Source organism: Streptomyces sp. XY006, from assembly GCF_002237655.1.
Classification (GTDB): Bacteria; Actinomycetota; Actinomycetes; order Streptomycetales; family Streptomycetaceae; genus Streptomyces; species Streptomyces levis.
The window spans coordinates 175,573-201,834 of the sequence record NZ_NOKT01000003.1; the positions used below are offsets into that span (position 1 = coordinate 175,573).

24 protein-coding genes and 2 tRNA genes are annotated in these 26,262 nt (G+C 71.7%); 13 read left to right on the forward strand and 13 right to left on the reverse strand.

Going from position 1 to position 26,262, the window contains the following annotated elements; genetic code table 11:
- The first annotated feature begins 194 nt into the window (after window positions 1-194).
- From CHR28_RS05310 to CHR28_RS05320, 3 genes are all read left to right on the forward strand, one after another.
- On the forward strand, window positions 195-1,052 hold the full coding sequence (locus tag CHR28_RS05310; RefSeq protein ID WP_094052281.1) for a fumarylacetoacetate hydrolase family protein: 858 nt from the start codon (window positions 195-197) through the stop codon (window positions 1,050-1,052).
- 328 nt (window positions 1,053-1,380) lie between these two features.
- Complete coding sequence (locus tag CHR28_RS05315; protein WP_179272314.1) at window positions 1,381-3,240, forward strand: serine/threonine-protein kinase; 1,860 nt, start codon at window positions 1,381-1,383, stop codon at window positions 3,238-3,240.
- Between the two features lie 40 nt (window positions 3,241-3,280).
- Window positions 3,281-3,817 carry a hypothetical protein gene (locus CHR28_RS05320; RefSeq protein WP_094052283.1) on the forward strand — a complete coding sequence of 179 codons (537 nt, stop codon included), beginning with the start codon at window positions 3,281-3,283 and terminating at the stop codon, window positions 3,815-3,817.
- 50 nt (window positions 3,818-3,867) lie between these two features.
- On the opposite strand, the gene CHR28_RS05325 is transcribed toward CHR28_RS05320, so the two are convergent.
- The 3 genes from CHR28_RS05325 to CHR28_RS05335 form a co-directional block, all read right to left on the reverse strand.
- The gene (locus CHR28_RS05325) at window positions 3,868-4,737 is read right to left on the reverse strand and encodes an LLM class F420-dependent oxidoreductase (RefSeq protein WP_094052284.1); all 870 of its coding nucleotides are present in this window, start codon (window positions 4,735-4,737) and stop codon (window positions 3,868-3,870) included.
- A 90-nt stretch (window positions 4,738-4,827) separates the two neighbouring features.
- Window positions 4,828-5,355, reverse strand: coding sequence for a heme-degrading domain-containing protein (locus tag CHR28_RS05330; protein ID WP_094052285.1), 528 nt, complete (start codon window positions 5,353-5,355; stop codon window positions 4,828-4,830).
- Window positions 5,352-6,455 (reverse strand): Gfo/Idh/MocA family protein, encoded by a 1,104-nt coding sequence (locus CHR28_RS05335; protein ID WP_094052286.1) that lies wholly within the window; start codon window positions 6,453-6,455, stop codon window positions 5,352-5,354. The genes CHR28_RS05330 and CHR28_RS05335 overlap by 4 nt, the downstream gene beginning before the upstream one ends.
- 48 nt (window positions 6,456-6,503) lie before the next feature.
- On the opposite strand from CHR28_RS05335, the gene CHR28_RS05340 reads away from it, so the two are divergent.
- From CHR28_RS05340 to CHR28_RS05365, 6 genes are all read left to right on the forward strand, one after another.
- Window positions 6,504-7,850 carry an ROK family transcriptional regulator gene (locus CHR28_RS05340; RefSeq protein ID WP_256984137.1) on the forward strand — a complete coding sequence of 449 codons (1,347 nt, stop codon included), beginning with the start codon at window positions 6,504-6,506 and terminating at the stop codon, window positions 7,848-7,850.
- 126 nt (window positions 7,851-7,976) lie between these two features.
- A complete protein-coding gene (locus tag CHR28_RS05345) occupies window positions 7,977-8,732 on the forward strand; it encodes an LPXTG cell wall anchor domain-containing protein (RefSeq protein ID WP_094052287.1) in 756 nt (251 codons plus the stop codon).
- A gap of 135 nt (window positions 8,733-8,867) precedes the next feature.
- On the forward strand, window positions 8,868-9,647 hold the full coding sequence (locus CHR28_RS05350) for an HAD-IIA family hydrolase (RefSeq protein ID WP_094052288.1): 780 nt from the start codon (window positions 8,868-8,870) through the stop codon (window positions 9,645-9,647).
- A 122-nt stretch (window positions 9,648-9,769) separates the two neighbouring features.
- Window positions 9,770-10,582: a hypothetical protein gene (locus CHR28_RS05355; RefSeq protein ID WP_094052289.1), complete on the forward strand. Its 813-nt coding sequence runs from the start codon at window positions 9,770-9,772 to the stop codon at window positions 10,580-10,582.
- Window positions 10,583-10,584: 2 nt separating this feature from the next.
- On the forward strand, window positions 10,585-11,256 hold the full coding sequence (locus CHR28_RS05360; protein WP_094052290.1) for a class F sortase: 672 nt from the start codon (window positions 10,585-10,587) through the stop codon (window positions 11,254-11,256).
- 330 nt (window positions 11,257-11,586) lie between these two features.
- Window positions 11,587-12,627 carry a glycoside hydrolase family 6 protein gene (locus CHR28_RS05365; protein WP_094052291.1) on the forward strand — a complete coding sequence of 347 codons (1,041 nt, stop codon included), beginning with the start codon at window positions 11,587-11,589 and terminating at the stop codon, window positions 12,625-12,627.
- 67 nt (window positions 12,628-12,694) lie between these two features.
- Here CHR28_RS05365 and CHR28_RS05370 read toward each other — a convergent pair whose 3' ends face one another.
- The 4 genes from CHR28_RS05370 to CHR28_RS05385 all read right to left on the reverse strand — a co-directional run bounded on the left by CHR28_RS05370 (window position 12,695) and on the right by CHR28_RS05385 (window position 17,881).
- Window positions 12,695-14,635 carry a kelch motif-containing protein gene (locus CHR28_RS05370; protein ID WP_094052292.1) on the reverse strand — a complete coding sequence of 647 codons (1,941 nt, stop codon included), beginning with the start codon at window positions 14,633-14,635 and terminating at the stop codon, window positions 12,695-12,697.
- The gene (locus CHR28_RS05375; RefSeq protein ID WP_094052293.1) at window positions 14,632-16,632 is read right to left on the reverse strand and encodes a glycosyltransferase family 2 protein; all 2,001 of its coding nucleotides are present in this window, start codon (window positions 16,630-16,632) and stop codon (window positions 14,632-14,634) included. The genes CHR28_RS05370 and CHR28_RS05375 overlap by 4 nt, the downstream gene beginning before the upstream one ends.
- A 324-nt stretch (window positions 16,633-16,956) precedes the next feature.
- The gene (locus CHR28_RS05380) at window positions 16,957-17,670 is read right to left on the reverse strand and encodes a FadR/GntR family transcriptional regulator (protein ID WP_094052294.1); all 714 of its coding nucleotides are present in this window, start codon (window positions 17,668-17,670) and stop codon (window positions 16,957-16,959) included.
- Between the two features lie 137 nt (window positions 17,671-17,807).
- Window positions 17,808-17,881, reverse strand: a tRNA-Lys gene (locus tag CHR28_RS05385).
- Window positions 17,882-18,080: 199 nt separating this feature from the next.
- Here CHR28_RS05385 and CHR28_RS05390 point away from each other — a divergent pair.
- The 4 genes from CHR28_RS05390 to CHR28_RS05405 all read left to right on the forward strand — a co-directional run bounded on the left by CHR28_RS05390 (window position 18,081) and on the right by CHR28_RS05405 (window position 21,888).
- Complete coding sequence (locus CHR28_RS05390) at window positions 18,081-19,388, forward strand: peptidoglycan-binding protein (protein WP_094052295.1); 1,308 nt, start codon at window positions 18,081-18,083, stop codon at window positions 19,386-19,388.
- 90 nt (window positions 19,389-19,478) lie between these two features.
- Complete coding sequence (locus CHR28_RS05395) at window positions 19,479-20,600, forward strand: SPFH domain-containing protein (RefSeq protein WP_094052296.1); 1,122 nt, start codon at window positions 19,479-19,481, stop codon at window positions 20,598-20,600.
- Between the two features lie 101 nt (window positions 20,601-20,701).
- Window positions 20,702-21,307 carry a lytic polysaccharide monooxygenase auxiliary activity family 9 protein gene (locus tag CHR28_RS05400; protein ID WP_094052297.1) on the forward strand — a complete coding sequence of 202 codons (606 nt, stop codon included), beginning with the start codon at window positions 20,702-20,704 and terminating at the stop codon, window positions 21,305-21,307.
- 98 nt (window positions 21,308-21,405) lie between these two features.
- Window positions 21,406-21,888, forward strand: coding sequence for a hypothetical protein (locus CHR28_RS05405; protein ID WP_094052298.1), 483 nt, complete (start codon window positions 21,406-21,408; stop codon window positions 21,886-21,888).
- Between the two features lie 162 nt (window positions 21,889-22,050).
- Here the strand turns inward: CHR28_RS05405 and CHR28_RS05410 are convergent.
- The 6 genes from CHR28_RS05410 to ehuB all read right to left on the reverse strand — a co-directional run bounded on the left by CHR28_RS05410 (window position 22,051) and on the right by ehuB (window position 26,183).
- Window positions 22,051-22,124: transfer RNA gene (locus CHR28_RS05410), tRNA-Lys, on the reverse strand.
- A 95-nt stretch (window positions 22,125-22,219) separates the two neighbouring features.
- Complete coding sequence (locus tag CHR28_RS05415) at window positions 22,220-22,978, reverse strand: IclR family transcriptional regulator (RefSeq protein WP_094052299.1); 759 nt, start codon at window positions 22,976-22,978, stop codon at window positions 22,220-22,222.
- A gap of 197 nt (window positions 22,979-23,175) precedes the next feature.
- On the reverse strand, window positions 23,176-23,961 hold the full coding sequence (ehuA, locus tag CHR28_RS05420; RefSeq protein WP_094052300.1) for an ectoine/hydroxyectoine ABC transporter ATP-binding protein EhuA: 786 nt from the start codon (window positions 23,959-23,961) through the stop codon (window positions 23,176-23,178).
- On the reverse strand, window positions 23,951-24,601 hold the full coding sequence (gene ehuD / locus CHR28_RS05425; protein ID WP_094052301.1) for an ectoine/hydroxyectoine ABC transporter permease subunit EhuD: 651 nt from the start codon (window positions 24,599-24,601) through the stop codon (window positions 23,951-23,953). The genes ehuA and ehuD overlap by 11 nt, the downstream gene beginning before the upstream one ends.
- A complete protein-coding gene (ehuC, locus tag CHR28_RS05430; RefSeq protein ID WP_094052302.1) occupies window positions 24,598-25,299 on the reverse strand; it encodes an ectoine/hydroxyectoine ABC transporter permease subunit EhuC in 702 nt (233 codons plus the stop codon). The genes ehuD and ehuC overlap by 4 nt, the downstream gene beginning before the upstream one ends.
- The gene (ehuB, locus tag CHR28_RS05435; RefSeq protein WP_094052303.1) at window positions 25,296-26,183 is read right to left on the reverse strand and encodes an ectoine/hydroxyectoine ABC transporter substrate-binding protein EhuB; all 888 of its coding nucleotides are present in this window, start codon (window positions 26,181-26,183) and stop codon (window positions 25,296-25,298) included. The genes ehuC and ehuB overlap by 4 nt, the downstream gene beginning before the upstream one ends.
- Between the last annotated feature and the right edge of the window lie 79 nt (window positions 26,184-26,262).

Sequence of the window (26,262 nt, forward strand, 5' to 3'; positions counted from 1 at the left end):
CCGGGGGACGGGCCCCTGTAACCGCAGCCGGGCCCATCCGCCGACACCCGGGCGGTGAAGGGCGGTCCAGTCCGTGAACGGGGTCTTGCGGAGCGAACGCCGGGCTTGGAGGATCGACCAGCCCTCCGATGGCTGCCCCGCCGCATCCGGGTCCCGCGCATCGGCCGGGCGCCCGCGATCGAGGGAGATTGATCATGAAGCTGCTGCGAGTCGGTACGGCGGGGGCGGAGCGCCCCGCACTGCTCGACGCCGAGGGAACCCTGCGGGACCTCTCCGGTGTCGTCGCGGACATCGACGGCGCGCTGCTCGCCGACGAGGAGGCGCTCGGCCGCCTCCGGGCCGCCGCCGAGGCGGGTGAGCTGCCCGTGCTGGACGCCACGGGGCTGCGGATCGGCCCGCCCCTGGCACGGATCGGCAAGATCGTCTGCATCGGGCTGAACTACCACGACCACGCCCGGGAGACGGGCGCCGAGCCGCCCGCCGAGCCCGTCGTCTTCATGAAGGCGCCCGACACGGTCGTGGGCCCCAACGACACCGTCCTCGTGCCGCGCGGGGCCCTCAAGACCGACTGGGAGGTCGAGCTGGCCGTGGTCATCGGACGTACGGCCCGGTACCTGGAGTCGGCCCAGGAGGCGCTGGCGCACGTCGCCGGGTACACCGTGGCGCACGACGTGTCCGAGCGGGAGTTCCAGATCGAGCGGGGCGGCACCTGGGACAAGGGGAAGAACTGCGAGACGTTCAACCCGCTCGGGCCGTGGCTGGTGACGGCGGACGAGGTGGCCGACCCGCAGGACCTCTCCCTGAGGCTGTGGGTCAACGGGGAGCTCAAGCAGGACGGGACGACGGCCGAGCAGATCTTCTCCGTGGGGGAGGTCGTGCGGTACCTCAGCCGGTTCATGACGCTGTACCCGGGCGATGTGATCAACACCGGGACGCCGGCGGGGGTGGCGCTCGGGGCGCCCGAGCCGAAGCCGTTCCTGCGGGCCGGGGACGTGGTGGAGCTGGAGATCGAGGGGCTGGGGCGGCAGCGACAGGAGTTCAAGGACGCCTGACGGGTGGCCGGTCGCCGGTCGCCGGGCGCCGGTTGCCGGCCGCCCCCTGCGGACGCCCACCGGGCGGCGCGAACCCGAAAGCCCGGGCAGGGCGGCGTGAACCGGGCGGCGCGCGGCGCGCAAATGGCGGTCGGACATGCGCCCCCGGCGCGGTCGCGCGCGATGGGAGCGCGCGCGACGACCGCGCTCCTTTTCGGCCACGGATGGCGCCCGATGTGTGGAAATCAGCCAGTACGGTTGGCGTGCGGGTGAGCTGATTCCTGGCGCGCCCGAAGTACGCGGCTGTTGCGCAGGGGGCGCACCCTGGCCGCTGAACGGGGGGAGCGCCGTGCGGGTGCTGGCGGAGCGGTACGAGCTGATCGAGGAAGCGGGACGGGGCGGCATGGGCCTGGTCTGGCGCGCCGCGGACCGGGAGCTCGGCCGCGTGGTCGCCGTGAAACTCCTCCCGCCCGAGCTGACCCGGCACGAGGAGTTCCGGGCCCGGTTCCGGCGGGAGGCCCGTACGGTCGCCTCGCTCAGCCACCGCAACGTCGCCGTCCTGCACGACGTCGGTGAGGACGTCACGGACGGAGAGACGACTCCGTTCCTCGTCATGGAGTTCATCGACGGCCGCACGCTGTCGGACGCGCTGGCCGAGGGGCCGTTCACGGTCGAGCGGGCCCTGGACGTCGGCCAGGGGATCGCCGAGGCCCTCGCGCACAGCCACGGACAGGGCCTGGTGCACCGGGACATCAAGCCGTCCAACGTCATGCTGACCTCCGACGGCGGGATCAAGGTCCTGGACTTCGGGATATCCAAGGTGGTCGCGGAAACCACCACCCGTCTGACCGCGACCGGTATGACGGTCGGGACCCCGGCCTATCTGTCTCCGGAGCAGCTGACGGGCGGAGCGGTCGACGGCCGCTCAGACCAGTACGCCACGGGCTGCCTGCTGTACGAACTGCTCACGGGCAGACCGCCGTTCAGCGGCGACTCCCCGTTCGCCGTGATGCACCAGCACATCAGCAAGGAGCCGGTCGCCCCGTCCAAGGTGCGCCCGCAGATCCCGCCGGCGGTCGACGCCGTGGTCCTGCGGGCGCTGGCCAAGGACCGTGAGCAACGCTTCGCCGGCATGGCCGAGATGCAGCGGGCCCTGGCCGCGGCGGGGACAGCGGCCGCGGCTCCGCCGATTCCGGCTGTGACTCTGGGTTCGGCTCCCGCTGCGACTCCCGCTCCCGCACCGCCGCTCGGCGCGGGACCCGGGCGGACGATGCTCGCCGAGCAGCAGACCCAGGCCGCTTCGATGCCGAAGCAGGCGGCTCCGCCGCCCCCGATGCCTCCCGGAGCCCCGGGCGAGCCGACCCCCGCCCCCGGCCAGGCGACCCCCGCCCCCGGCGAGGCAGCCCCCGGCGGTCCCGCATCGGCGGCCTCGGCCGCCTCCACCGCCGAGACCGCCACCGGCCCCGACGGGACCGACCGCGCCGAGGTGAAGCGGGCGCGGAGATGGCGCCGGCTTCCCGCCGGGAACCGCGTCCTGGCGCTGCTGGGCATCGCGGTCTCCGCCCTGGTCCTCGCCGGCTACCAGGACGTGGACCCGGCCGGCGACTACGCCGTACCGCTGACGCTGGTCGCCGTGCTCGGGCTGGCCGCCTTCCGCTGGCTCCCCCTGACGTCCACCCTCCTGTGGTGGGGCGCCGGTGCCCTGGTCATCGCCGGTGTCACCGCCGGGACGGCGGTCGGCGACAGCGACTACGTCTACGTGACCGAGGACGACTTCGACGGCCCTCTGTACTACTACGGCACCCTGTACGAGGAGTACTACCAACTGAGCGAGGACCCTTCCGGCAACACCGTGTTCGAGGAGGGGTACGACGGGGAGTACGAGCCGGCCTCGACCATGGTCAGCATGGACTACACGGGGCACGAACCGATCTCGGCCCTGGCCGTGCCGGTCCTGGTCCTCGCTCTCCTGTGCCTGATCCGGACGCTGCGCCCCCGTCGGCACTCGGCCCTGCTCGCGGCCGCCGGCATCACGCTGGCCGGGCTGGGGGTCAGCTGGCTGGCCTTCGGCGAGGAGGCCCAGCTGGCGGTGTTCTCGGTCGCCTGGGGCCTGACCGTGCTGGTGGCCGTCGTCCAGGAACTGCTCGGCCGCAGACGGGAGTCGGCTGCGCGGCCCCGGCGCCGGCTCCGTTTCGTGGTCGCCGAGTAGAGCCGTTCCGCACCTTCTGCGAGCAGAGAGGGCTCGACTCATGACGTTCTCACGCGTGCGCACCCTCGCCGGAGCCATGCTGGTGGCGGTGATCGTCGCGGGATGTGGCGGCGGTTCCGGGGACACCTCGTCGGCGAGTCCGTCCCCGGCCGGCGGCACGGCGGACGAGACCACCCAAGCGCCGCCCCCGCAGCCGCCATCGCCCACCGAGACGGCCGATGACACCGAGGAGCCGTCACCGCCACCCGAACCGGAGCCGCCGTCACCGGTGTTCGACCCACCGGACGGCTCCGTTCCGAGCGAGCTGGTCGGCGAATGGGACGGGGACGGCACGGCCGTCCGCTTCGACAAGATCCGCTTCTCCGCGGACGGCGGTGTCAGCCTCATCTTCAACACCGGCACCGTGCTGGAGGGGACAGCGGTGGCCGAGGGCACCTCCCTGACCCTGTACGTGCCGGGCGGCCCGATCGCGTACGAGCACTGGTCGATCGACGCATTCGACGCCGGCTACGGGTACACCTTCGAGAACCTGCGGCTGGACGGGGTCAGTTACGTCCGTCAGATCACCGGGGGCTGAGGGGGCTGAGGGACTGAGAGGGCCAGGGGCCGCCAGGGGGCCGGCCGGCGTCAGCCGAGGAGCAGCGCCGCGAGGTCGCGCCAGACCTTGCGCGGGAGGGCGTCGCGCGGCTCCCCGTCGATCACCTGGAGGGCCACATGGTCCGCGCCCGCCTCCAGGAACGCGTCGATCTTCGCGCGGACGGCGGTCTCGTCGCCCCAGGCGAACAGGGCGTCGACGAGACGGTCGCTGCCGCCGTCCTGCAGGTCCTCCTCAGTGAAACCGTGGCGGAGGAAGTTGTTCGTGTAGTTGGGCAGCGAGAGATAGAAGTCGAGGAACTCCCGGGCCAGGGCGCGGGCCCGGACCGGGTCCGTCTCCGGCACCACCGCCAGTTCGGGGGCGAGCAGGGGGCCTTCGCCCAGGACGTCGCGGGCGTGGGCGGTGTGCTCGGGGGTGACCAGGTAGGGGATCGTCCCGGCCGCACGGTCGCGCGTCAGCTTCAGGCTCTTGGGGCCGAGCGCGGCCAGGACCCGGCGGTCCGCGGGCACGCCGGCGGCGTCCAGGCCGTCCAGGTAGGAGACGAGCGCCGAGTACGGGCGGCGGTACTGCTCCGCGAGCCGGGCGTGGCTGACACCGAGGCCGAGCACGAAACGGCCGGGGTGGGCCGACTCCGCTTCGGCGAACGCCGCGCCCGTGGCGTCCGGTTCGTGCTGCCAGATGCTCTGGATGCTGGTGCCGACGGTGAGCGTGGAGGTCGCCTCGATCAGCGGGACGGCGTGGGCGACGGAGCTGCTGCCGCCCAGCCAGACGGCGCCGAAGCCCAGTTCCTCCAACTCGGCGGCCGCCTCGGCTAGTTCACCGCGGCGGTCCGGGTCCTCCGAGCGCAGTCCCACGCTCCAGATCCCGTACCTGCCGATCGCTTCCTTCACGGGAGTGCTCATCTGTTCGGATCCCTCCGGCGGGCGCCCTGCTTGATCACGTGTACGCAGATGCCAACCGGAGGGGGCCGGTGATGATTCCGGAAGAGGGCCCTAACGGCCGAGGAATCGCTCCAGGGCCTCGATCACGAGGCGGTGGTCCTGGAGCTGCGGCAGGCCGGACACCGTCACCGCGCCGATCACGCCCGCGCCCTCCACGGTGATCGGGAAGGAGCCGCCGTGTGCCGCGTACGTGTCGGGGTCGAGGCGCGAGGACTCCTCGAACGTGGTGCCCTTGGCGCGGAAGCGGGCGCCGACCAGGTAGGAGGCCGAGCCGTAGCGCTCGACGACCCGGCGCTTGCGGGCGATCCAGGCGTCGTTGTCGGGGGTCGAGCCGGGCAGCGCCGCGTGGAAGAGCTGCTGGCCGGCGCGGTGGATGTCGATGGCGACCGGGGCCTGCCGCTCGCGGGCCAGCTCCACGAGGAGCGAGCCGAGCGCCCAGGCGTCGTCATGGGTGAACTGAGGGAACACCAGGCGGCGTTCCTCCTTCTCCAGCTCCTCCAGGCTCGGGGTGAGTTCCGGATGGAACTTCGGGGTGAGCTCCTGGTTGTGCGAGGAACCGTGCGGGCTCTTGGGCGTCACAGCGTCACCACCGTCTTCTCGCGGGCCGAACGACGGGCCGCCTCCAGTACGTCCAGGGCGGCGGCCGCCTCCAGCGCGGTCACCGGGTTCGGGGCGCCCGCCAGCAGGGCCTGCGCCACGGCGGCATAGTAAGCGGGGTAGTCGCCCGGGAGGGTCGGTTCGGGGCGGCCGCCGCCGGTCACCGGGGACTCGCCGGAGCCCACGCGGCCCCACAGCGACTCGGGCTCCACGCCCCAGTCGGGGCCGGGGCGCAGACCGTCCCGGAGGGCCGCCTCCTGGGGGTCGAGACCGTACTTGACGTAACCCGCCCGCGAGCCCAGGACGCGGAAGCGGGGGCCGAGCTGGGCGGTCGTGGCGGAGACGTAGAGGTGGGAGCGGACGCCGCCGGCGTGCGTGATCGCGATGAACGTGTCGTCGTCCGTCTCGGCGCCCGGGCGGCGGACGTCCGTCTCCGCGTACACCGAGGTGGCCGGGCCGAAGAGGACCAGGGCCTGGTCGACGACATGGCTGCCGAGGTCGTAGAGCAGACCTCCGATCTCTGCCGGGTCGCCGGACTCGCGCCAGCCGCCCTTGGGCTTCGGCCGCCAGCGCTCGAAGCGGGACTCGAACCGCCAGACGTCGCCCAGCTCGCCCTCGGCCACCAGCTTGCGCAGGGTCAGGAAGTCGTTGTCCCAGCGGCGGTTCTGGAAGACGGACAGGAGCAGGCCGCGCTCCTCGGCGAGGGCGGCGAGCGCGCGGGCCTCGGCGGCCGTGCCGGCGACGGGCTTGTCGACGACGACCGGGAGACCGGCCTCCAGGGCGGTGGTGGCGAGCGGCACGTGCGTCTTGTTCGGGGACGCGACGACGATCAGGTCGAGCTCGGCGGCCCGTGCGAACAGCTCGTCCGGGGAGGCGGCGAGGCGCACGTCCGGGAACTCGGCGCGGGCCTGCTGCTGCCGCTCGGGGTTCGAGGTGACCACCGTGTCGAGGACGAGGCCCTCGGTGGCGGCGATCAGCGGGGCGTGGAAGACGGAGCCGGCGAGGCCGTAGCCGACGAGGCCGACGCGGAGGGGTGAGCCGGGGGGTGTGCCGGGAGCTGTGCCGAGGGGTGTGCCAGTCATGCCGTCCACTTTCGCAACGCTGTTGCCAAAGTGCAAGCGCCGAGGACAATGGAGGGCGTGAACAGCGCGAACGACGGTACGACCGGAGCGGCGGCGGGCAGGCGCGGGACCAGGCCCGGCACCGGGTCCAGGTCGGGCACCGGGTCCAGGTCCGGCACCGGGTCCAGGTCCGGCACCGCGTCCGGGTCCGGTGCCGGGGTGAATCTGCTCGCCCTGCGCAGCCACAACGCGGCGCTCGTGCTGGACCTGCTGCGCACGGCCGGGGACGGGGGCATCAGCCGGCTGGAGCTGGCCGAACGGACCGGGCTCACCCCGCAGGCCGTCAGCAAGATCACGGCCCGGCTGCGGGAGGACGGGCTCGCCACGGAAGCGGGACGGCGGGCCTCGACCGGGGGCAAGCCGCGGACGGTCCTGCGCCTGGTGCCGGAGGCCGGCCACGCGGTCGGGGTCCATCTGGACCGGGACGAACTGCGGGTCGTGCTCGTGGACCTGCGCGGTGCCGTGGTGGGGGAGCGGCGGGCCGCGCTGGATCTCGGGGCCGGAGCGGAGGCCGTACTGGACGCGGTGACGGAGGCGGTGACGGGGGTCCTGCCAGGCGGGCGAACGCCCAGGGCGTCCGGCGGGGCGCCGGCGGGCGGCGCGCCGGCGGCCGATGCGCCGGCCGGCGGGGGCGACGGGATGGCACCGCGTGAACCGGACGCGGCGTCGCAGGGCGAGGCGCGAGGCGGCAGGGGGCTGGCTCTCCTGGGCGTCGGGGTCGCGTTGCCCGGGCCGCTCGATCACGGGCGGGGCGTGCTGCACCGGGTGACGGGGTTCCCCGCGTGGGACGGGTTTCCCCTGCGTGAGGCCCTGGCCGGGCGGCTCGGTGTGCCGGTCGTGGTCGACAAGGACACCAACGCCGCGGCCCTCGGCCTGGCCGTCGGCGGCGAGGGCGGCTCCTTCGCCTACCTGCACCTCGGGACGGGACTGGGCGCCGGGCTGGTGATCGGCGGCAGCGTGCACCGGGGGGCCAGGACCGGCGCGGGGGAGTTCGGCCACCAGGTGATCCAGCTCGACGGGCCGCCGTGTACCTGCGGCGACCGCGGCTGTGTGGAGGCCCTGTCCCTCGGCGCGGTGGCGCGCGGCGACGTCGAGGAGGCGGCGCGGGTCCTCGGGGCCGGGGCGGCCAACCTCGTGGGCCTGCTCGACATCGACGTGGTCCTGCTGGGCGGCCGGACGGTGACCGCGGCGCCGGAGCCGTTCGTCCGCGGGGTCGGGGCGGTCCTGGAGGAGCGGGCCCGGCGCACGGGCCAGGACGCCGTACCGGTACGGCTGGCACCGGGGGACGGCCGGGCGGTGGCGGTGGGGGCGGCCCAACTGATCCTGGGCCCGATCTTCGGCCGAGGCGACGGATAAGAGCCCACGAGCGCCCCCATCGGCCGCACCCTCTGTCCGCCGACCGGGCGGATCCGCGCCGCCGTTCGGGGTGCTTCGCGGCGCTGTCGACTTCCCTTCGGCGTCTGGCGGCAATGTCACATCATCATGCGACTCTGCACGCCTGCTCGTCTCTGCCTGGCGGCGGCAGCCGCCGCCCTGTTCGCGGGTGCCGCCCCGGCGTACGCCGAGGCCCCGGCGCCCGCCTGTGCCGCGCCCGACGACCACACCTTCCCGCTCACCACCCGCCTGCGCGGCGGGCCGGACGCCTACACGTCCGGGGGCGGCTTCGGGACCTGGTACCTCGACCTGACCAACACCACCGACCGGACCTGCTCCGCCATCCACCCCGTCGTCGTGCTCGTCGACGACCGGCGTGCCCTGGAGCCGTCCCAGCCCCGGCTGGAGTTCTTCGAGGGGGCTCGCGCCCACCCCGTGCGGTTCGAGAAGACCGGCGAGGACGAACTCGTCGGCGCGTTCACCGGCGAGGAGGACCGCTTCGCCGGGTTCACCGTGGGACCGGGCGAGACCCTCAGCGTGAAGGTACGGCTCGCGGTCACCTCGGACGCCGCACCCAACGACGTCACCGCCAACGCCGCGGTCGTGCAGCGGCACGACGACGACGGCGACTGGGTGGGGCAGTCCAACGACTACCGCTTCCGCATCGAGGGCGACGGGCCCGGCCCCGACACCGGCAGGGAGCCGCGTCCCGACTCCGACGCCTCCGTCCCGCCCCGCAAGGACCGCTTCCCCTTCGCCGAGGAACTCGCCCGCACCGGCACCGGCGTCCAGGTCGCCGCCGCCACCGCGGCCGGGCTGCTCGTCGGGGGCGCGGCCCTGCTCCTCGTCCGCAGGCGCTCCTGACACGCCGTCCCCGGCAGCCGGGACGGGGCCGCGCGTCCCGCCTGTCGGGACGTGGCCGGCGGACCGTTCCGCAAGATCCCGCCACCTCTTAGGCTGGGTCGCACGCTGGACCGCGTACGGCAGGAGATCCCGCACATGGCAGACCGCAAGCCCATCGAGTCGTGGCTCACCGACATGGACGGTGTGCTCATCCACGAGGGCGTACCGATCCCCGGCGCCGACGCCTTCCTCAAGAAGCTGCGTGATTCCGGCAAGCCCTTCCTGGTGCTCACCAACAACTCGATCTACACCCCGCGCGACCTGCACGCCCGGCTGACCCGCATGGGCCTGGACGTGCCGATCGAGAGCATCTGGACCTCGGCGCTGGCCACCGCCCAGTTCCTGGACGACCAGCGGCCGGGCGGCTCGGCGTACGTCATCGGCGAGGCCGGTCTGACCACCGCGCTGCACGACATCGGCTACATCCTCACCGACCACGAGCCGGACTACGTCGTCCTCGGCGAGACCCGCACCTACTCCTTCGAGGCCATGACGAAGGCGGTCCGGCTGATCCTCGGCGGCGCGCGGTTCATCGCCACCAACCCGGACGAGACCGGCCCGTCCACGGAGGGCCCGCTGCCCGCGACGGGCGCGGTGGCCGCGCTGATCACCCAGGCGACCGGCAAGAAGCCGTACTTCGCGGGCAAGCCCAACCCGCTGATGATGCGCACCGGGCTGAACGCCATCGGGGCGCACTCCGAGACCAGCGCGATGATCGGCGACCGCATGGACACCGACGTGCTGGCCGGCATCGAGGCCGGGATGCAGACGTTCCTGGTGCTCACCGGTCTGACCCGGCCCGACCAGGTCGAGAACTTCCCGTACCGGCCGTCGCAGATCGTGGACTCGATCGCGGACCTCGTCGAACGGGTCTGACCCCCTGGGCGGCGCGCCCGCCGCCCTCAAACCCGTCGCCACCCGTACGGAGCAGTCACCGCGTCACTGCGGATGCGGTGACCGGCCGCGCGGGGGAGGCTCCAGGCATCTGGAGGTTCACGATGGGTTCCCTGAGAGTCACGGTCTGTGCGGGTGTCCTCGCCGCGGCCGCCCTGACGCCGACGACGTACGCGACGTACGCGGCGTACGCGGCGGACACGGGGGACGCGGGGGAGAAGGGGGCGACGGGGAGAACTGGGAAGACGGCGAGCGTCGCGGTGACCCCGGCGACCGCCGCGCCCGGCACGGACATCACGCTCCGCGTGACCGGCTGCGCTCAGCGCACGGCCGTCGCCGCCTCGCCCGCGTTCGTCGCGGACGCCAGGCTCACCGTCGCGGACGCCGTGCGCGAGCTCGCCGGCGAGAGCCGCGTCCGCTCCACGCTCACCCCGGGCACGTACCCCGTGCGGGTCGTGTGCGGCGACACGGAACGGACCGGCACGCTCACGGTCCGGACGAACGACCGGCCCTCCGCCCCGGGCACCGGCGGGGCTCCGCCCGCCTCCGGGACGGGCGAGGTCCCGCCCGCCTCCGGCACCGGCAGGTTTCCGCCCGCCTCCGGCACCGGTGGGATTCCGCCCACCCCCGGGACCGGCGGGCCGCTGCCCGTCCCCGGCGGCGACGGGCGGTCGGCGGCTCCTGATCCCGGACACGAGGGTGAGGAGCAGGGGGCGTTCGGTCACCGGCCCGGCGCGCCCGCCTCACCCGTCGCCCCCGTCCGGGCCGGCGGTGGCGGTGCCGCCGATCTCGTCGCCGCCGAGGAGCGCGGGACCGGGCCCGGTACCGCGCAGGGTGTGACCGGCCTGGTGCTCGCCGGTGTGGCCGCGGTGGTGGTCGCGCTGGGCGGGGCCCGCCGGAGCCGTGGAACGGACTGACCATGTCCGACCGGGTACACGGGCGCTCCGCGGGCACGGGCCGGCTGCTGGCCGGTGTGGCCTGGGTGGTGCTGCTGCTGGGGCTGTGGCTGTGGGGCCGTGAGGTCACCGACGTGCGGCACGGCATGTCCGCCCCCACCACGGGCGACATGGCGGCGGCCGGCCGGCCCCCCGACGTGAAACTGCCCCCCGCCCACCGCCCCCTCCGCGACGCGCTGCCCCAGCGCGTCGACATCCCCGGGCTCGGCGTCCAGGCCCCCGTGGTGGCCCGCGGCCTGGACGCGCACGGGGCGCTCGATCCGCCGCCGTACGACCAGCCGGGTGTGGTCGGCTGGTACGCCGGTGGCGTGGCGCCCGGGGCGCCGGGCACCGCGCTGCTGGTCGGCCATGTCGACACCGACACCCGGCCGGCCGTCTTCTACCGGGCCAGTGCCCTGCGGCCGGGCCAGACGATCCGGGTGATCCGGGCGGACGCGAAGGTTGCCGAGTTCACCGTCGAGTCCGTGCAGGTCCTCACCCGCGACCGCTTCGACGCCCACCAGGCCTACGGCCCCCGCGAGTCGGGCCGGGCCGAGCTGCGGCTGATCACCTGCGGCGGCAGCTTCGACCGTACGACGCGCAGCTACACGGCGAACGTGGTCGTCTCGGCGTACCTGACGGGAACCGGCCTGTGACCCGCACGGCCCTCCCGACCCGGCCGGCGACCCGCTCCCCCTGGAGCCGCCGACCGGGCCGGCCTCGACCACGCGCGCACGGGCTGCGGGAGTAACCCGGCGAGCTGCGCGGGAGGTCACGGGAGGCACGGTGGGTGAATCTCTGGCCGGAGGTCGGGCCCGGCAGGAAAGACTCTAGAACCAAAGGACCACCCGGGCCTAGAGGTCGGATGACGCCAAGTCCCGGCGCGGTGGCGCTGCGTCATCCGCGCAGGTCGGGTTCGCCTCGTGGCCGCTGCGGGACGTATGTCAGGATTGAGCCTCGGAAAGCTGCACCCAAGGGGGAGTTGGATGTACGGCGGCAGGGGGGTCGGGACACGCGCCGGGAGGCGGATGTCCGCGGTGGTGCTGGGGGCGGCACTGCTGATCACGGGATGTTCGGACGGCGACGGGGGCGACGAGGGCACGGACCCGGGCACCGACGCGGGCGCCGGCATCACCCAGCAGCCGAAGGAGAAGGCCCCGTTCTGGGTCAATCCGGACGGCACGGCGGCCCGTCAGGTCGCGGCGCTGGAGAAGGCCGGCAAGAAGCAGGACGCCGAGCAGATCCGCAAGATCGCCGAGCAGCCGGTCGCCGAGTGGATCGGCCCGGACAACCCCGAGGAGCAGACCCGGGGCTTCACCGAGGCCGCCGACAAGGCCGGCCGTACGGCACTGCTCGTCCTCTACAACATCCCGCACCGCGACTGCGGCCAGTACTCCCAGGGCGGCGCCGCCGACGGCGACACCTACCGGGCCTGGCTCGACGGCGTGGCGGCGGGCATCGGCGACCGCCCGGCCACGGTCGTCCTGGAACCGGACGCCCTGCTCCACCTCGTCGACGGCTGCACCCCGGAGCAGTTCCACGCGGAGCGCTACGACCTCCTCAAGGGCGCCGTCGCCAAGCTGAAGTCCCTCAAGAAGACGAAGGTCTACCTGGACGCGGGCAACGCCGGCTGGCAGAACCCGGACCAGATCTTCGAGCCGCTGCAGCGCGCGGGCATCGAGCAGGCCGACGGCTTCTCGGTCAACGTCTCCAACTTCTACTCCACGCAGGACTCCATCGCCTACGGCAAGCAGCTCTCCGCCAAGGTGGGCGGCAAGCACTTCGTCATCGACACCAGCCGCAACGGCAAGGGCCCCTACACCCAGGGCAATCCGGACGAGCGCTGGTGCAACCCGCCCGGCCGCGCGCTGGGCGAGACGCCGACGACCAAGACGGCGGACCCGCTGGTCGACGCGTACCTGTGGGTCAAGCGGCCCGGCGAATCGGACGGCGAGTGCAAGGGCGGCCCGAAGGCGGGCCAGTGGTGGGAGGACTACGCCCTGAAGCTGGCGAAGGCCACCGGCTGACGTACCCCACTCCAGGCATGCGAAAGGGGCGCCCTCCCGATTGGAGGGCGCCCCTTCAGCCGTTCGGCTAGGGCACCTTGACCCACTGCGCCTTGCTCGGCGTGCCCTGGGCGTCCGTCACGAACAGCATGTACCAGCCCGCCTGGACCAGGTTGCGGTTCTCCGGGACGGTCACCGTCAGCTTGTCACCGGACGCCTCGAAGTCCAGCGCTATGGAGCGTTGGTCGACGTCCGTGACGTGCGTGGCGGCGCTCGGCCGGATCAGCCGCACCTTCTTCACCTTCGACGCGTCCGAGGAGGTGAAGGTCCCCGTGCCGCCGCGCTCGATGGTCTGCGGCCCGCCCGACAGCGAGGGCCGGTCGGCGTCGCCGTAGAGGTAGGGCGGCGTGTAGATCTCGATGCGCTGCTCGAACTTGCCGGGCTTGGTGTTGGCCTTGTCGGCGTAGAGCGAGTCGGAGCCGAAGACCATCACGCGGCCGTCGGGCAGCAGGATCGAACCGGAGTGGTAGTTGCGGCCCACCAGCGGGTCGGCGACCCGCTTCAGCTCGTTCTTCTCCGCGTCGTAGAGCCGCGCCTCGAAGATGTTGGAGTCGCCGCGGCCCCGGTAGTCCTCCGAACCGCCGGAGATCAGCACGCTGTCGTCCGGCAGGACCGAGGCGTTCGGGTAGCGGGTGCCCTTGTCCAGGGACGGGCCGTCCACGAAGCGCGGGTCCGGCTTCTTCAGGTCGACGATCCGGGTCTTCTCGCTGGACTGCTGGGACTCGCCGACGCCACCGCCGCCGATCACCATGTACTTCTCGTCCTGCGCCGGCGGCAGCAGCACCGTCCCGGACGTCTCCATCAGCTTCGGGTCGCTCAGTCCGGGGATCTTCGTGAACTTGTTGGTGTCCACGTCCCACACGCCCGGTTCGCGGCCGATGTTGTCCGGCCCGTAGCCCGCGTTGGAGCCCGAGTAGAAGATCTTGCCGTTCTGCATGAGGAACAGCGCCGGGTAGGTCGGGAACTGCCGGACCTTGCCCGTGTAGGTCCACTTCTTGGTCTTCGGGTCGAAGACCTCGTTCTTGCCCGGGACCAGCTGGCCGATGTCGTCCAGGCCGGAGACGCTGAGGATCTTCCCGTCGCTCAGGGTGGTGAGCGTCGGGTACCAACGGGCCTCCTTCATCGGGTCGACCTTGATGTACTTCTCGGCGACCGGGTCGAACTCGAAGGCGTCCCGGATGCCCTGGAAGTCCTTCTTGTCCAGGGCGAGTTTCTGCGCGATGCCGTAGGTGTTCTTGGCGTCGGCGCCCGACAGGCCGTGCACGCGGTAGTTGTCCTGCGTGCCCGTCTCGAACTTCTTGCCCCGCTTCTGCGCCTCGACGTAGATCCGGCCCAGGCCGGGGTCGTTGCGCAGGAACTTGCCGGTCGCCTTGTCGAAGACCTTCTTGGCGCGCGGCACCAGCACCGGGTCCTTCGAGACGAACGTCTTGCCGTTCTCCTTGCCCGTGAACTTCGTGCCGGCGGGCAGGGTGATCGGCTTGTCCGGGTTCTCGTTGTGGACGATCATCAGGCCGCCGGCCTTGGTGACGTCACCCTTGAGCTTCTCGTACCGCTTGGTGCCGCCCGCGATCAGCAGGTTGCCGTTGGCGAGCTGCGTGTGGCCGGTGCAGAACAGGTCGCTGGGCGTGGGCACCTTCTTGATGGTGCCCTTGACCGGGTCCCAGATCCGGGTGTCGAACCTCTTCGCGTCGAAGTTGTCCTGGTTGTTGCCCGATCCCGCGACGAGCAGCACCTTGCCGGTGCGCAGCAGCGCCGCGTGGATGGTGTTCTGCCGGTACTCCTCGGGAAACTCGATGATCTCCCACTTGCCGTTCGCGGCCTTGTACTCCGGCTTGTTGATTGTGTACTGGTGGTATTTCTCGGTGCCGAAGCGGTAGAGCCACGGCCCGTTCATCCCGGCCAGCGCGAGTACCACCGCCGTGCCGATCGCGAGTCGACGGGCCCGGCGGCGGCCTGCACGGTCGTTCATTCCTTACGTCCCCCAAGTCCACCAAGGGCGATCTGCATGGTCTGGTCGGTTCCCCCGACCTCCCCGTGTGCGCCCGGGGTCGCGGCCCACGTGGGCTTGTGCTGCGGGGCGTGCGGCGCGTGCTGCTGCGGGACGGGCAGCGGCTGCGTCCGGTGCGGGCCCGCAGAGTCCTGCGGCGGCTCCCCGGAGGGAGCGGCGGGCTTCTTGGCGTCCTGCTTCATCTGCCAGCGCCAGGCGAAGATCGGCGTGGCCGTGATGAGCATGGCGAACGTCGCCCAGATGATCATGGCGGGGTGCGAGTGGCCGAAGGCGAAGCCGGCCGCGATCGAGCCGCCGAAGATCAGGATGAAGTACCAGTGGTAGCGGAACGTCCCGAACCAGCGGTCGGGGCTCGCGGAGTCGCCCTTGGGCGTGACCACGAACTTGCTCTTGCGGCGCAGCGCGGAGTCGATCAGCGCCTTCGCGTACAGCGGCGCCGACAGCGCCGACATCACCATGCCGGCCACACCGCCGGAGCCCTCCGGCTCGTGCGGCGAGACGTTGTGCCGGCGGTTCCAGACGTACAGCCCGATCTGCAGGGCGGAGGCGTTGCCGTAGAGCATCAGCCACACGGCCGGGTCGATGTTCACACCCGAGGCGCCCAGGCCCAGGAACAGGCAGCAGCTCAGCGCGGCCAGGATCCAGTTCAGGGCGGACATCGGGTAGAAGATGATCATCATCGTGTAGTTGAAGAGCTTGCTCGGCGGCAGCGAGTACCAGCCCTTCCAGTACTGCTTGAGGATCGTCTCGTACGTCCCTCGCGACCAGCGCATCTGCTGGGTGAAGAAGTCCGTCCAGGCGCTGGGGCCCTCACCGACGGCGAGCACGTCCGGGGTGTACACCGAGCGCCACTTGTTGCCCGTCGCCGGGTTCTTGTGGCGGTGGATCTCGAAGCCGGTCGCCATGTCCTCGGTGATCGAGTCGTACAGACCGCCGATCTGCTTGAGCGCCTTGATGCGCACCGCGTTGGACGTGCCGACGAACATCGGGGCGCCGTAGCGGTTGCCCGCGCGCTGGATCAGGGCGTGGAAGAGGAACTGCTGCGACTCGGCGGCCTTGGTGACGAACGAGTCGTAGTTGCCGTAGACCTGCGGGCCGATGACGAAGCCGACGTCCGGGTCGCGGAAGAAGCCGAGCATCCGCTCCAGGTAGTTGGGCAGCGGCACGTGGTCGGTGTCGACCGAGGCGAAGAAGTCGTAGTCGTCGCCGTGGGCTTCCAGCCAGGCGTTGTAGTTGCCGTGCTTGGTCTTGGCGCGGTGCGGGCCCTTGGCCTGGTTCCACTTCGCGACGCCCTTGCGGGAGAAGTGGTGCACGCCGAGACGCTCGCAGACCGCCTTCACCTCGGGGTCGTCGCCCTCGTCCAGCAGCCAGACGTGCATCAGACCCCGGTGGCGGATCTTCACCGCCGCCTCCAGGGTCTTCGTCACCATCTCCAGCGGCTCCTTGCCGGGCACGAAGGAGGTGAGGAAGGCCACTCTGGTGCCGACCTCGGGCACGACCGGGATCGGGTCGCGGGCGACGAGCGTGGCGTGCGCGTTGGACACCACGTTCATGCAGCGGAAGAACTCGATCAGGCCGATCGAGACGAGCATCACCATGTCGAGCGCCGGCAGCCAGTCGAAGGCCGGGTAGTCGCGCTCGGTCCAGTGCTCGGGCTGGAGCAGCCAGAACAGCAGCACCAGCGACAGCACCGGGGCCGCGGCCAGCATCAGGGCGACCCGGATGCGGTGCGGCTCCTGCGAGATGAGCGAGCGGTACTGCACCTTGTACGGCTTGCTCGGATCGGGCTGGGTGAGGGGACCCGCGAGCCGGCTGTAGTGCTCGTAGTCGTATCTCGGCAGCGTCTTCTTGATCCGCCGGAACGTCCCCGTGGTGCTCATCCGGTGAGACGGCACCCTCAGCTGGGTCGTCTGGGACGGGTCGTTTTCCTGCCGGGCACCCGTGGGCCTCGACGTCATGAGTCATCCCCCCACACGCGGACCGCCGCGTGTTTCGTCGCTTCCTACCGTCTGCTGCGGTCCCCCTCGACCTTCACAGACGTATCAGTGGTGGGTCGCAGTCACCACGCCATCCACACCCTATAGACACGGCAACGCGACCTTCCGGTTGCATGATGCCCCCCTCGGCATCCCTTCATGAACGGGGCCCCTACCCCCGCTCAGTCCGCAACCGGTGCTGAATCCCCCCAACTGCCACGAAACCGCAGCATCTTGAAAAACCAGAAAACCAGGGTTCTACGGCGTTCATCATGATCGCAAGATGCGAAACGCGGTGTTTACCGGTCATACGCGTTCATTGTGGCGCGTGTGAGGATCCTGCGGAGCCGTTGTGGACAGGCGGGCGCGGATGTTGCCGAAGTGCTCCCTTATGGCCTCCTCCGCCCGCATCCCGTCGCCCGACCGCACCGCGTCCAGGATCTCCCGGTGCTGTCGGCAGGTCACCCTCGGGTCCTGCGGCACGCCCCCCAGGTCGGTCCTGACCCGGTGGAAGGCGTCCCAGAACGCCTCCAGGACCTCGCTCAGCAGCACGTTGTCCAGCCCTCGGTAGAGGGTGGCGTGGAACGCGCGGTCGGTCTCCGCGAGGCCGGCTCCCTGCGCGGCCTGCTCTTCCATACGGGAGACGAGCGCGTCCAGTTCAACGAGGTCCTCCGGCGGTATCCGCCCCGCGAGCCGGGAGGCCAGGCCGGTCTCCACGGCCTCGCGCAGTTCGAGCAGCTGGAGCAGCGAGTCCTCGCCCCGGTAGTGCCCGGCGACCGTGCGGAAGGCGAGGCCCTCGATCATCGGGGCGAGGGACATCGGGCCGACATAGGTGCCGAAGCCGTGCCGGATCTCGACGATGCCCATCGCCTGGAGCGCCTTCAGCGCCTCGCGGACCGAGTTCCGGCTCGCGCCGAGGTACTCCATCAGCTCGGGCTCGGTCGGCAGCGGGGCCCCGGAGGCCAGCCTGCGATCGATGATGAGCTTCTTGATCCGCTCCTGAAGGTCTCGCGCTGCCATGGCGAGAGGGTATCCGGCCAAACGTGCGGTGGCCCCGGTTCCGGCCAGAGAAAGGTTCCGGCCAGGAAAACACCCGGACGCACGGCTGTCCGGGCATGCGGAAAGGCCCCTCGTCGCCGAGGGGCCTTTCCGGTCGGTGCGCCGCCAGGGACTCGAACCCCGGACCCGCTGATTAAGAGTCAGCTGCTCTAACCAACTGAGCTAGCGGCGCCTGCTGACGACGTAACTCTACAGGACGCGTGGAGGTGCTCCCGACCACCCTCCCGCCCTCCCGGGGGCCCCGGGGAGGGGGCCGCGTACATCATTCGGACCGTCAGCATGCGCGCCGGGAAGACAGTTGCGAAACTGACGACGCGCGCCCGGACGCCCACGGGCACCGCATTTTCCGCCGGAAGTGTGAGGGGAATCGCATGGAGTCTCCGGTATTCGAGGAAATCGACCCCGCGAGCGACTGCGACTGCCCCGGCTGTGTCCACTGGCGCCGCGTCCTGCCGCATTCCCCGGCCGGCCGCACCACCGCCCATCCGGCCGCCCACCGGGTCCTCGCCCTGGCGGCCGTGGCGTCCGCCGCGCTCGGTGCCGGGCCTGCCGCGCCGGCCGCGGCCGCCCTCCCGCACGCCCCGCACCGGCCCGGCGTTCCCGCAGGTGAGGAGCGCGACACCCCCCAGGGTGAACGGGCGCCGCTGCACGGCCCCGGAGGCCGGCCGGCCCTCGCCGGCAAGCCCTCCGCCATCACCCGCACGGAGATCATCGACCGGGCCAAGACCTGGGTGGCCGCGAAAGTGCCGTACAGCATGACCGCCTACTGGTCCGACGGTTACCGGCAGGACTGCTCGGGTTATGTCTCGATGGCGTGGAAGCTGCCCGGGAACGAATGGACCGGCAGCCTCGCCCAGTACGCGGAGCCCATTTCCAAGGAGGAACTCCAGCCGGGCGACATTCTGCTGTTCCACAATGCGGCCGACCCCGAGAAAGGCTCGCACGTCACCATTTTCGGCGGCTGGACGGACGACACCCACCGCTCCTACCTGGCCTACGAACAGACCCGCCCGCACACCCGCAGACAGGCCACCCCGTACGCCTACTGGAGCGACTCCGACCGGTACGTCCCCTACCGGTACAAGGGCGTCACGCCCGAGGAGCCGGCCCCGGAACCGGACGGCGGGACGCCCGGGGCCCCGGCGGCCACGCCGTTCCCGGGGGCGGCGTATTTCGGCCCCGGCGCGCACAACAAGTACGTCACGCTGCTCGGCCGCATGCTCGTCGCGCGCGGGGCCGGCGGCGCCTACGCCTCGGGCCCGGGGCCGCGCTGGACGGACGCGGACCGGCGGGCGACCCGGGCCTTCCAGCTGGCGCAGGGCTGGACGGGCGCCGACGCGGACGGGCTGCCCGGACCGCGCACCTGGGAGCTGCTGGTCACCGGCGAGGGCAGGGACGTCGAGGGCGGCGCGGTGGGGCCGCCGCCGTCCTCCCACGGCGTCCCGGGCTACCCGGGGCGGGCGATGTTCCGCCCCGGTGCCGACAACGCGTACGTCACCCGGCTCGGAAAGCAGCTGGTGCGCAAGGGGTTCGGCAGGTTCTACGCGGTCGGGCCCGGGCCGCGCTGGAGCGAGGCGGACCGGCGGGCCGTGGAGGCGTTCCAGCGCACCCAGGGCTGGCGGGGCGGCGCGGCCGACGGCTACCCGGGGCCGGAGACCTGGCGACGGCTCTTCTCCTAGGCGACGGCTCTTCCCACAGGCCCCGCCGGGCCCGGCCCGGTACCGGGGACCACCGTTGTGACGCATCTGGCGCGGAGGCTGGAGGCACCCATGAGTACGACCACTTCCCACCCGTCCGAGCCCGACGGACCCGCGGAGGGTCCCGTCAGGCCCGCCCGGCTCATCCAGAACGAGGCCACCACCGAGATCCCCGTCCACCTGCTGTTCCGCGACGACCCCGACCCGGCCACGGTGGCGCTGCGGCCCGCGGTGGTCAGCCGCAGGCAGGGCACGGGCGAGCAGCCCCGGCTGCGGCGCGCGGCCGGGGCGGCGCCGCGGCCCGTGCCGCAGGTCGACCCCGACCTGGTGGAGCGGCCCGCGCGTGTGCTGCCCGGGGCGGTCGGCGTGCTGGCCGGGGCGTGCGGGGCGGCGGGGTGCGCGGCCACCTCCTGGTGGGCCGGGCTGCTGCCGCCGCTCGTCGTGGAGGCGCTGCGACTGCCCGCGCAGACCGGGGCCGGGCTCGGTCCCGCGCAGTGGGCGGCGTACGCGGGCGCCGGCGCCCTCGGTCTGTTCGGCTTCGGGGGACTGGCCCGGGGCCGGTCCGGCCGGGCCTGGGTGCTGGACCTGTTCGGCCGCTACCGGGGGACCGTCCGGCGTTCCGGACTGCTGTGGGTCAACCCGCTGCTGCTGCGCCGCCGGGTGGACGTACGGCTGCGGCACTGGCGCAGCGAGCCGCTGCCGGCCGCCGACGCGAGCGGGGTCGCGCTGCGGGTGGTCGTCCAGGTGGTGTGGCGGGTGCGGGACACCGCGCGGGCCGTGCTGGCCGTCGAGGACCACGAGTCGTACCTGCGCGAGTGCGTGGAGGCGGCCCTGACCCGGGTGCCCGTGGAGACGCCCTGCGGGGGGAAGGGGCCGGGGGACGCGGGGGCCGAGGCTCTGACCCGGCTGGTGGCGTCGGATGCCGCCCCGGTGGGCCTGGAGGTGTTCTCCGTGCAGCCGCTGCGCGTGGAGTACGCGCCCGAGGTGGCCGCCGCGATGCACCGCCGCCGGATCGCCGCCCTGGACGCCCGGCACCGGGCGAGCATGCTCACCTCGGTCGTGGACTCGGTGGAGGACACGGTGACCCGGCTGACCATGCGGGGGCTGGTGGAACTCGACGACTACGAGCGGAAGGCGCTCGTGAAGGACCTGACGGTGGCGTTCTGCGCGGGCCGCGGGGAAACAGGTCCGTGATTGGTATGGACATGTTCAAGTAACGGTCATACTCTCAGACTTGGTCTAGACCTACCTGCACGCCTCAGTGAAACTCCCCCACGTTCTCCAGGAGCGGCAGCATGCGCACAAGGACCAAGTTGTCCGCACTCGCGGTGGGACTGGCCACGACCGGAGCCCTCGTACTCTCCTCCGGCGGCGCCAGTGGCCACGGCTACACCGACCTGCCCATCAGCCGGCAGAAGCTGTGTCAGAACGGCACGGTGACCAACTGCGGTTCCATCCAGTGGGAACCGCAGAGCGTCGAGGGGCCGAAGGGCTTCCCGGCCTCGGGACCGGCCGACGGGCAGATATGCAACGGCGGCGTCGGCCACTTCAGCCAGCTCAGCGCGCCCCGCACGCCCTCCGGCGGCGCGTGGCCCGCCACGCAGGTGACGGGCGGCCAGAACTACACGTTCCGCTGGCAGTTCACGGCCATGCACGCCACGACCGACTTCAAGTACTACATCACCAAGCCGGGCTGGAACCAGAACCACAACCTGGCCCGGTCCGACCTCAACCTCACGCCGTTCTTCACGGTGCCGTACAACGGGCAGCGGCCGCCGCAGACCCTCTCCCACACGGGCAGGCTGCCGTCCGGGCTCAGCGGCCGGCACGTCATCGTCGCGGTGTGGACGATCGCCGACACGGCCAACGCGTTCTACGCCTGCTCGGACGTGACCTTCTGAACCTCTGAGGTTCCCTTGAGTCACCGCAGCGGCCGGCGTGGGTAGGTTCCTCCCACGCCGGCCGCTCGGGGCCGGCGCACCGACTCCGGGGGTGCGCGATGGACGTGATCCGCTACGTCGTGCCCGGCCTGGTCATGGCCCTCGCGGTCGGCCTGGCCTGCCGCGCGACCTGGCGCTGGCTGCGGATCCGGGGCGCCTGGACCAGCGGGCTGACGGCGGAGGGCCGGTGCCTCGGGGTGTACGCGACGCCCGGCGCCGCGTCCACGCGTCCGGCGCTGCGCCATGTATACGAGTTCATCACGCACGACGGCCGGGTGATCACCTTCGAGGAGGACGGCGGCCCCAGGACGACCGCCGAGGGCGACTACGTCACCGTCCACTACACCGCCGGCCGCCGGATCGTGGCCACGGCCCTGGCGCCGAGCCGGGCGCGACGGGCGATGACCGCCGTCGGGCTGCTCGCGTTCCTCGGCGTGATCGCCGTGTGCTGCGCCGGCTTCCTCACCGCCTTCGGCGAGGCCTCCGGCCCGTACGGCGATCTCGTCTCCGGCGTCGACCGGGGGACGTCCGTGGCGCCCTGACTCCTGACTCTGTACACGCCGAAGGGCCTCTCGCTCCCACGAGAGGCCCTTCGACAGGGGGTGTGGGTGGCGGAGCCCCCACGCCGCGCGGCGAAGCCGCGCAATGACAGAGATGGCGAGGTGGTTCGCGCTGTCCGCGAACACGCCTCGCCATCGTCATCGTGCGCCGCCAGGGACTCGAACCCCGGACCCGCTGATTAAGAGTCAGCTGCTCTAACCAACTGAGCTAGCGGCGCATGACTCCCGCCGACCGCTGAAACCGTGTTCCGCGGCGGCGACGGAGAAAATACTACCTGGTCCCGGGGGGTGCTCCGGACCACTCCGCGCGGGGCTAGATCGCCATGGACAGCAGGACCGGCGCGGCGTTGCGGTTGAGGGTGTCGGCGGCCTGGCGCAGGCGGTGGGCGTGCTCGACGGGCAGGGACAGGGCCAGGCAGCCGACGGAGGAGCCGGCCGTGATGGGGACGGCCGCGCAGACCGTGCCGACCGCGTACTCCTGGAGGTCCAGGACGGGCACCGTCGGCGGCTGGGCCTCCAGCCGGGACAGCAGCAGCCGGTCGCTGGTGATGGTGCGCGAGGTGAGACGGGCCATCTTGTGCCGGGCCAGGTGGTCGCGGCGGCCGGCGTGGTCGAGCTGGGTGAGCAGGCTCTTGCCGATGGCGGTGGCGTGGGCCGAGGAGCGGAAGTCGACCCACTCGTTGACCTTGGGCGTGGCCGGGCTGTCGGCGTACTGGGTGACGCTGATCTCGCCGTCGACGTACCGGCTCATGTAGACGGCGGCGCCGACCGAGTCCCGCAGCCGGTCCAGGGTCTGCTGGAGCTTGTCGCGCAGGGCCTGCTCGCGCCGGCGGGCGGAGGTGAGGCGGGCCAGCGTCTCGCCGGTGACGTACGCGCCGTCGGCGATCTGCTCGACGTAGCCCTCGCGGCGCAGCATGCGCAGGAGCGTGGTCAGTCGCTCCGGTCCGATGCCGGTGCGCCGGGCGAGCTCGGTGTCGGTGACGCCCGAACTGTTTCGCGCCACCGTCTCCAGGACACGCAGGGCTTCCTGGGCCGAGTGATACGGGGTGGTCGGCTCGTGCTTCAGCGCCACGGTGGTCTCCCCCTGCGCTTGCTGTAGGGCCGTAATCCGGTCAGTGAACCGTGTCCAGGTTAACCGGCAAAGCCCGTGCGTGGAGCGGGGGTTGACAAGATTCCCGGGCATCCGAACTGGGGCAATGGCACTCTGGCATATGCCAGGCGCATGCCCCAGTCCGGTGGTCCCGCGTTCTGCCTGTTCACGGGCCGTAGTCAGAGCACTGCGCTGAGGAACTCCCGGGTGCGGTCCTTCTCCGGCTCGCTGAAGATCTTTTCCGGCGGACCGGACTCGATGATCCGGCCCGAATCGAACATCAGCACCTGGTCGGAGATGTCCCGGGCGAAATTCATCTCGTGGGTCACACAGAGCATCGTGATGTCGGTGGAGCGCGCGATGTCCCTGAGTACGTCGAGCACGCCCGCGACCAGCTCCGGGTCGAGCGCGGAGGTCACCTCGTCCAGCAGCAGCACCTGCGGGCGCATCGCCAGCGCCCGGGCGATCGCCACCCGCTGCTGCTGGCCGCCGGACAGCTGCGCCGGGTGCTTGTCGAGGTGGTCGGTCAGCCCCACCAGCTCCAGCAGCTCGCGCGCCCGCTCCTCGGCGGCGTCCTTCGACATGCCGAGGACCGTGACCGGCGCCTCGGTGATGTTGCGCAGGACCGTCATGTTCGGGAACAGGTTGAACTGCTGGAAGACCATCCCGATCTTCTTGCGGACCTCGCGGACCCGCTTCTCGGGCGCCGGGAACAGCTGCTCCCCGTCCACCGTGATCGTGCCCTCGTCGGGCTTGGTCAGCGTCATCAGCAGCCGCAGGATCGTGGTCTTGCCGGAGCCGGACGGGCCGATCAGCGTGACGTGCTTGCCGGCGTCCACGGAGAAGTCGAGGTGGTCCAGGACCGTGTGGTCGCCGAACCGCTTGGTGACCTGCTCCAGCCGGATCAGCTCGCCGCCGCCGCGGGCGGGGTTCTTCTCGGGGTCGGGGAGGGTGTCAGTGGACAAGGCGTCGCTCCAGGGCTCGCAGGGCAAGGGAGGCCAGGTAGGAAATGACGATGAAGGCCACTCCGATCACCGTCAGCGGTTCGGTGAACCGGAAGTTCTCCTGCGAGAACAGGCGCGCGTGACCGAGCATCTCCAGGACGGTGATCGCCATCAGCAGCGGCGTGTCCTTGAGCATGGCGATGACGTAGTTGCCGAGCGCGGGCACCACCCGGCGCACGGCCTGCGGCAGGATCACCGCGGTCCACGTCCGGCGCAGCGGCAGGTTCAGCGCCGTCGCCGCCTCCCACTGGCCGGCCGGCACGGCCTCGATACCGGCCCGGTAGACCTGCATGGTGTACGTCGAGTAGTGCAGCCCGATCGCGAAGACGCCGGTGGCCAGCGCCGAGAACGTCAGCCCCCACTCGGGCAGCACGTAGAAGAGGAAGAACAGCTGCACCAGCAGCGGGGTGTTGCGGACGAACTCCGTCACCGCCCCGACCGGCCAGGTCACCCAGCGCGTCGGCACCCGCATCAGCAGCGCCCACACCAGGCCCAGCACGAAGGAGATCAGCGAGCCGAGCACCAGGATCTGCAGGGTGACCAGCAGGCCCGCCCGGAAGTCCGGCATGAAGTCGGAGACCGCGCTCCAGTCCCAGTTCATCGGACCGCCTCCACCACGACAGGCTCAGCGGCCTTGGTCTTGCCGGCCGGCGCCTTGCCGACACCCGCCTTCAGCTTCTTCTCCAGCCCGCGCATCACCCGGGTGAGCAGGAAGGCGATCACGAAGTAGATCAGGAGGATGTACGTGTAGATCTCCGCGCTCTCCTGGAGCGCCAGGCGCACCAGATTGCCGCTGAACGCCAGGTCGCCCATGCCCATGACCGACACGAGGGCGGTGCCCTTGAGCAGCTCGATCAGCAGGTTGGAGAACGGCGGGATCATCTCCGGCACCGCCTGCGGCAGCAGGATCAGCCGCATCCGCTGCCAGGGCGTGAAGCTGAGCGCGATCCCGCCTTCCTTCTGCGCCGGGTCGACTGCGGTCAGCGCACCGCGCACGATCTCCGAGCCGTAGGCGCCGTAGGTCAGGCCGAGCGCCAGCGTGCCCGCCCACAGGGGCACCAGTTGCCAGCCGAAGGCCGGGGGCAGCACGAAGAACACCCAGAAGATCATCACCAGCGCCGAGGTCCCGCGGAACACCTCGGTGTAGAAGCCCGCGAGGAAGCGGACGATCCACAGCCGGTGGGTGCGCGCGACGCCGACGACGAAGGACACCGCCGCGGCCAGCAGCGCGCTGCAGACGAGCAGCTGGATCGTGACCCAGACGCCCTTGAGTACCAGTTCCCACAGTCCCGGGGTCATCCGCCGCACAGCTCCTTCGCGGTCAGATCCGTCATCTCGGCCTCGGTGAAACCGAAGGGCTTGAGGATGCGGAACAGTTCGCCGCTCTTCTTGAGCTTGCGCAGCTCCACGTTGAAGGCGTCGCGCAGCTTCGTCTCGGTCGGCCGGAACGCGAAGGCGCCCCCGTCGACGTGCGGCTTGCCGCCCACGATCGGCTTGAACGGCTCGGTGGCCTCTGTCCTGGCGGACTTCTTCACCACCTCGCGCACGGTGAGCGCGGTGCCGGCGAACACGTCCACGCGCCCGGCCTCGACGGCGTTCAGCCCCGCCACCTGGTCCGGGACGATGAGGATGTCGCTCTCCTCGTACCCCGCCTCGACGGCGTACTGGATCTCGGCGTATCCCGTCCCGGTCGCGAAGCTCGCCTTCTTCTCGACGACGTCCTTGTAGCTGCGCAGCCCCTTCGGGTTGCCCTTGCGGACGATGAACGCGTCGAGCATCTGGTAGTCCGGGTCGGAGAAGAGGACCTGCTCGCAGCGCTCGGGGTTGACGTACATCCCGGCGGCGACGACGTCGAACTGCTGGGAGTTCAGGCCCGGGATGAGCGAGCCGAACTCGGTCGGCACGGGCTGCACCCGGTCGACCCCCAGACGCTTGAAGATCACCTTGGCCAGTTCCGGTGCCTCTCCGGTCAGCTCGCCGTCCTTGTCGATGAAACCGAACGGGATCTCACCGGCGATGCCGAGACGGACCACGCCCGCCGCCCGGAGCCGGTCGAGGAGGTCGCCGCCCTCGACGTCCGAGGCGGTCGCGACCCGGCTGCACCCGGCCGCGCCCAGTGCGCCGAGCGCCGCGACCCCCGCGAGCAGCGACCGGCGCGTGGGCCCGGAGCCGGGCCGGGACATGTGTTCCGGACTTGTGTGTGGGCTTCTCTGTGGTGGAGCCATGGGCGCGCGGCTACCCGACCGCCTTCGAGTTATGCCG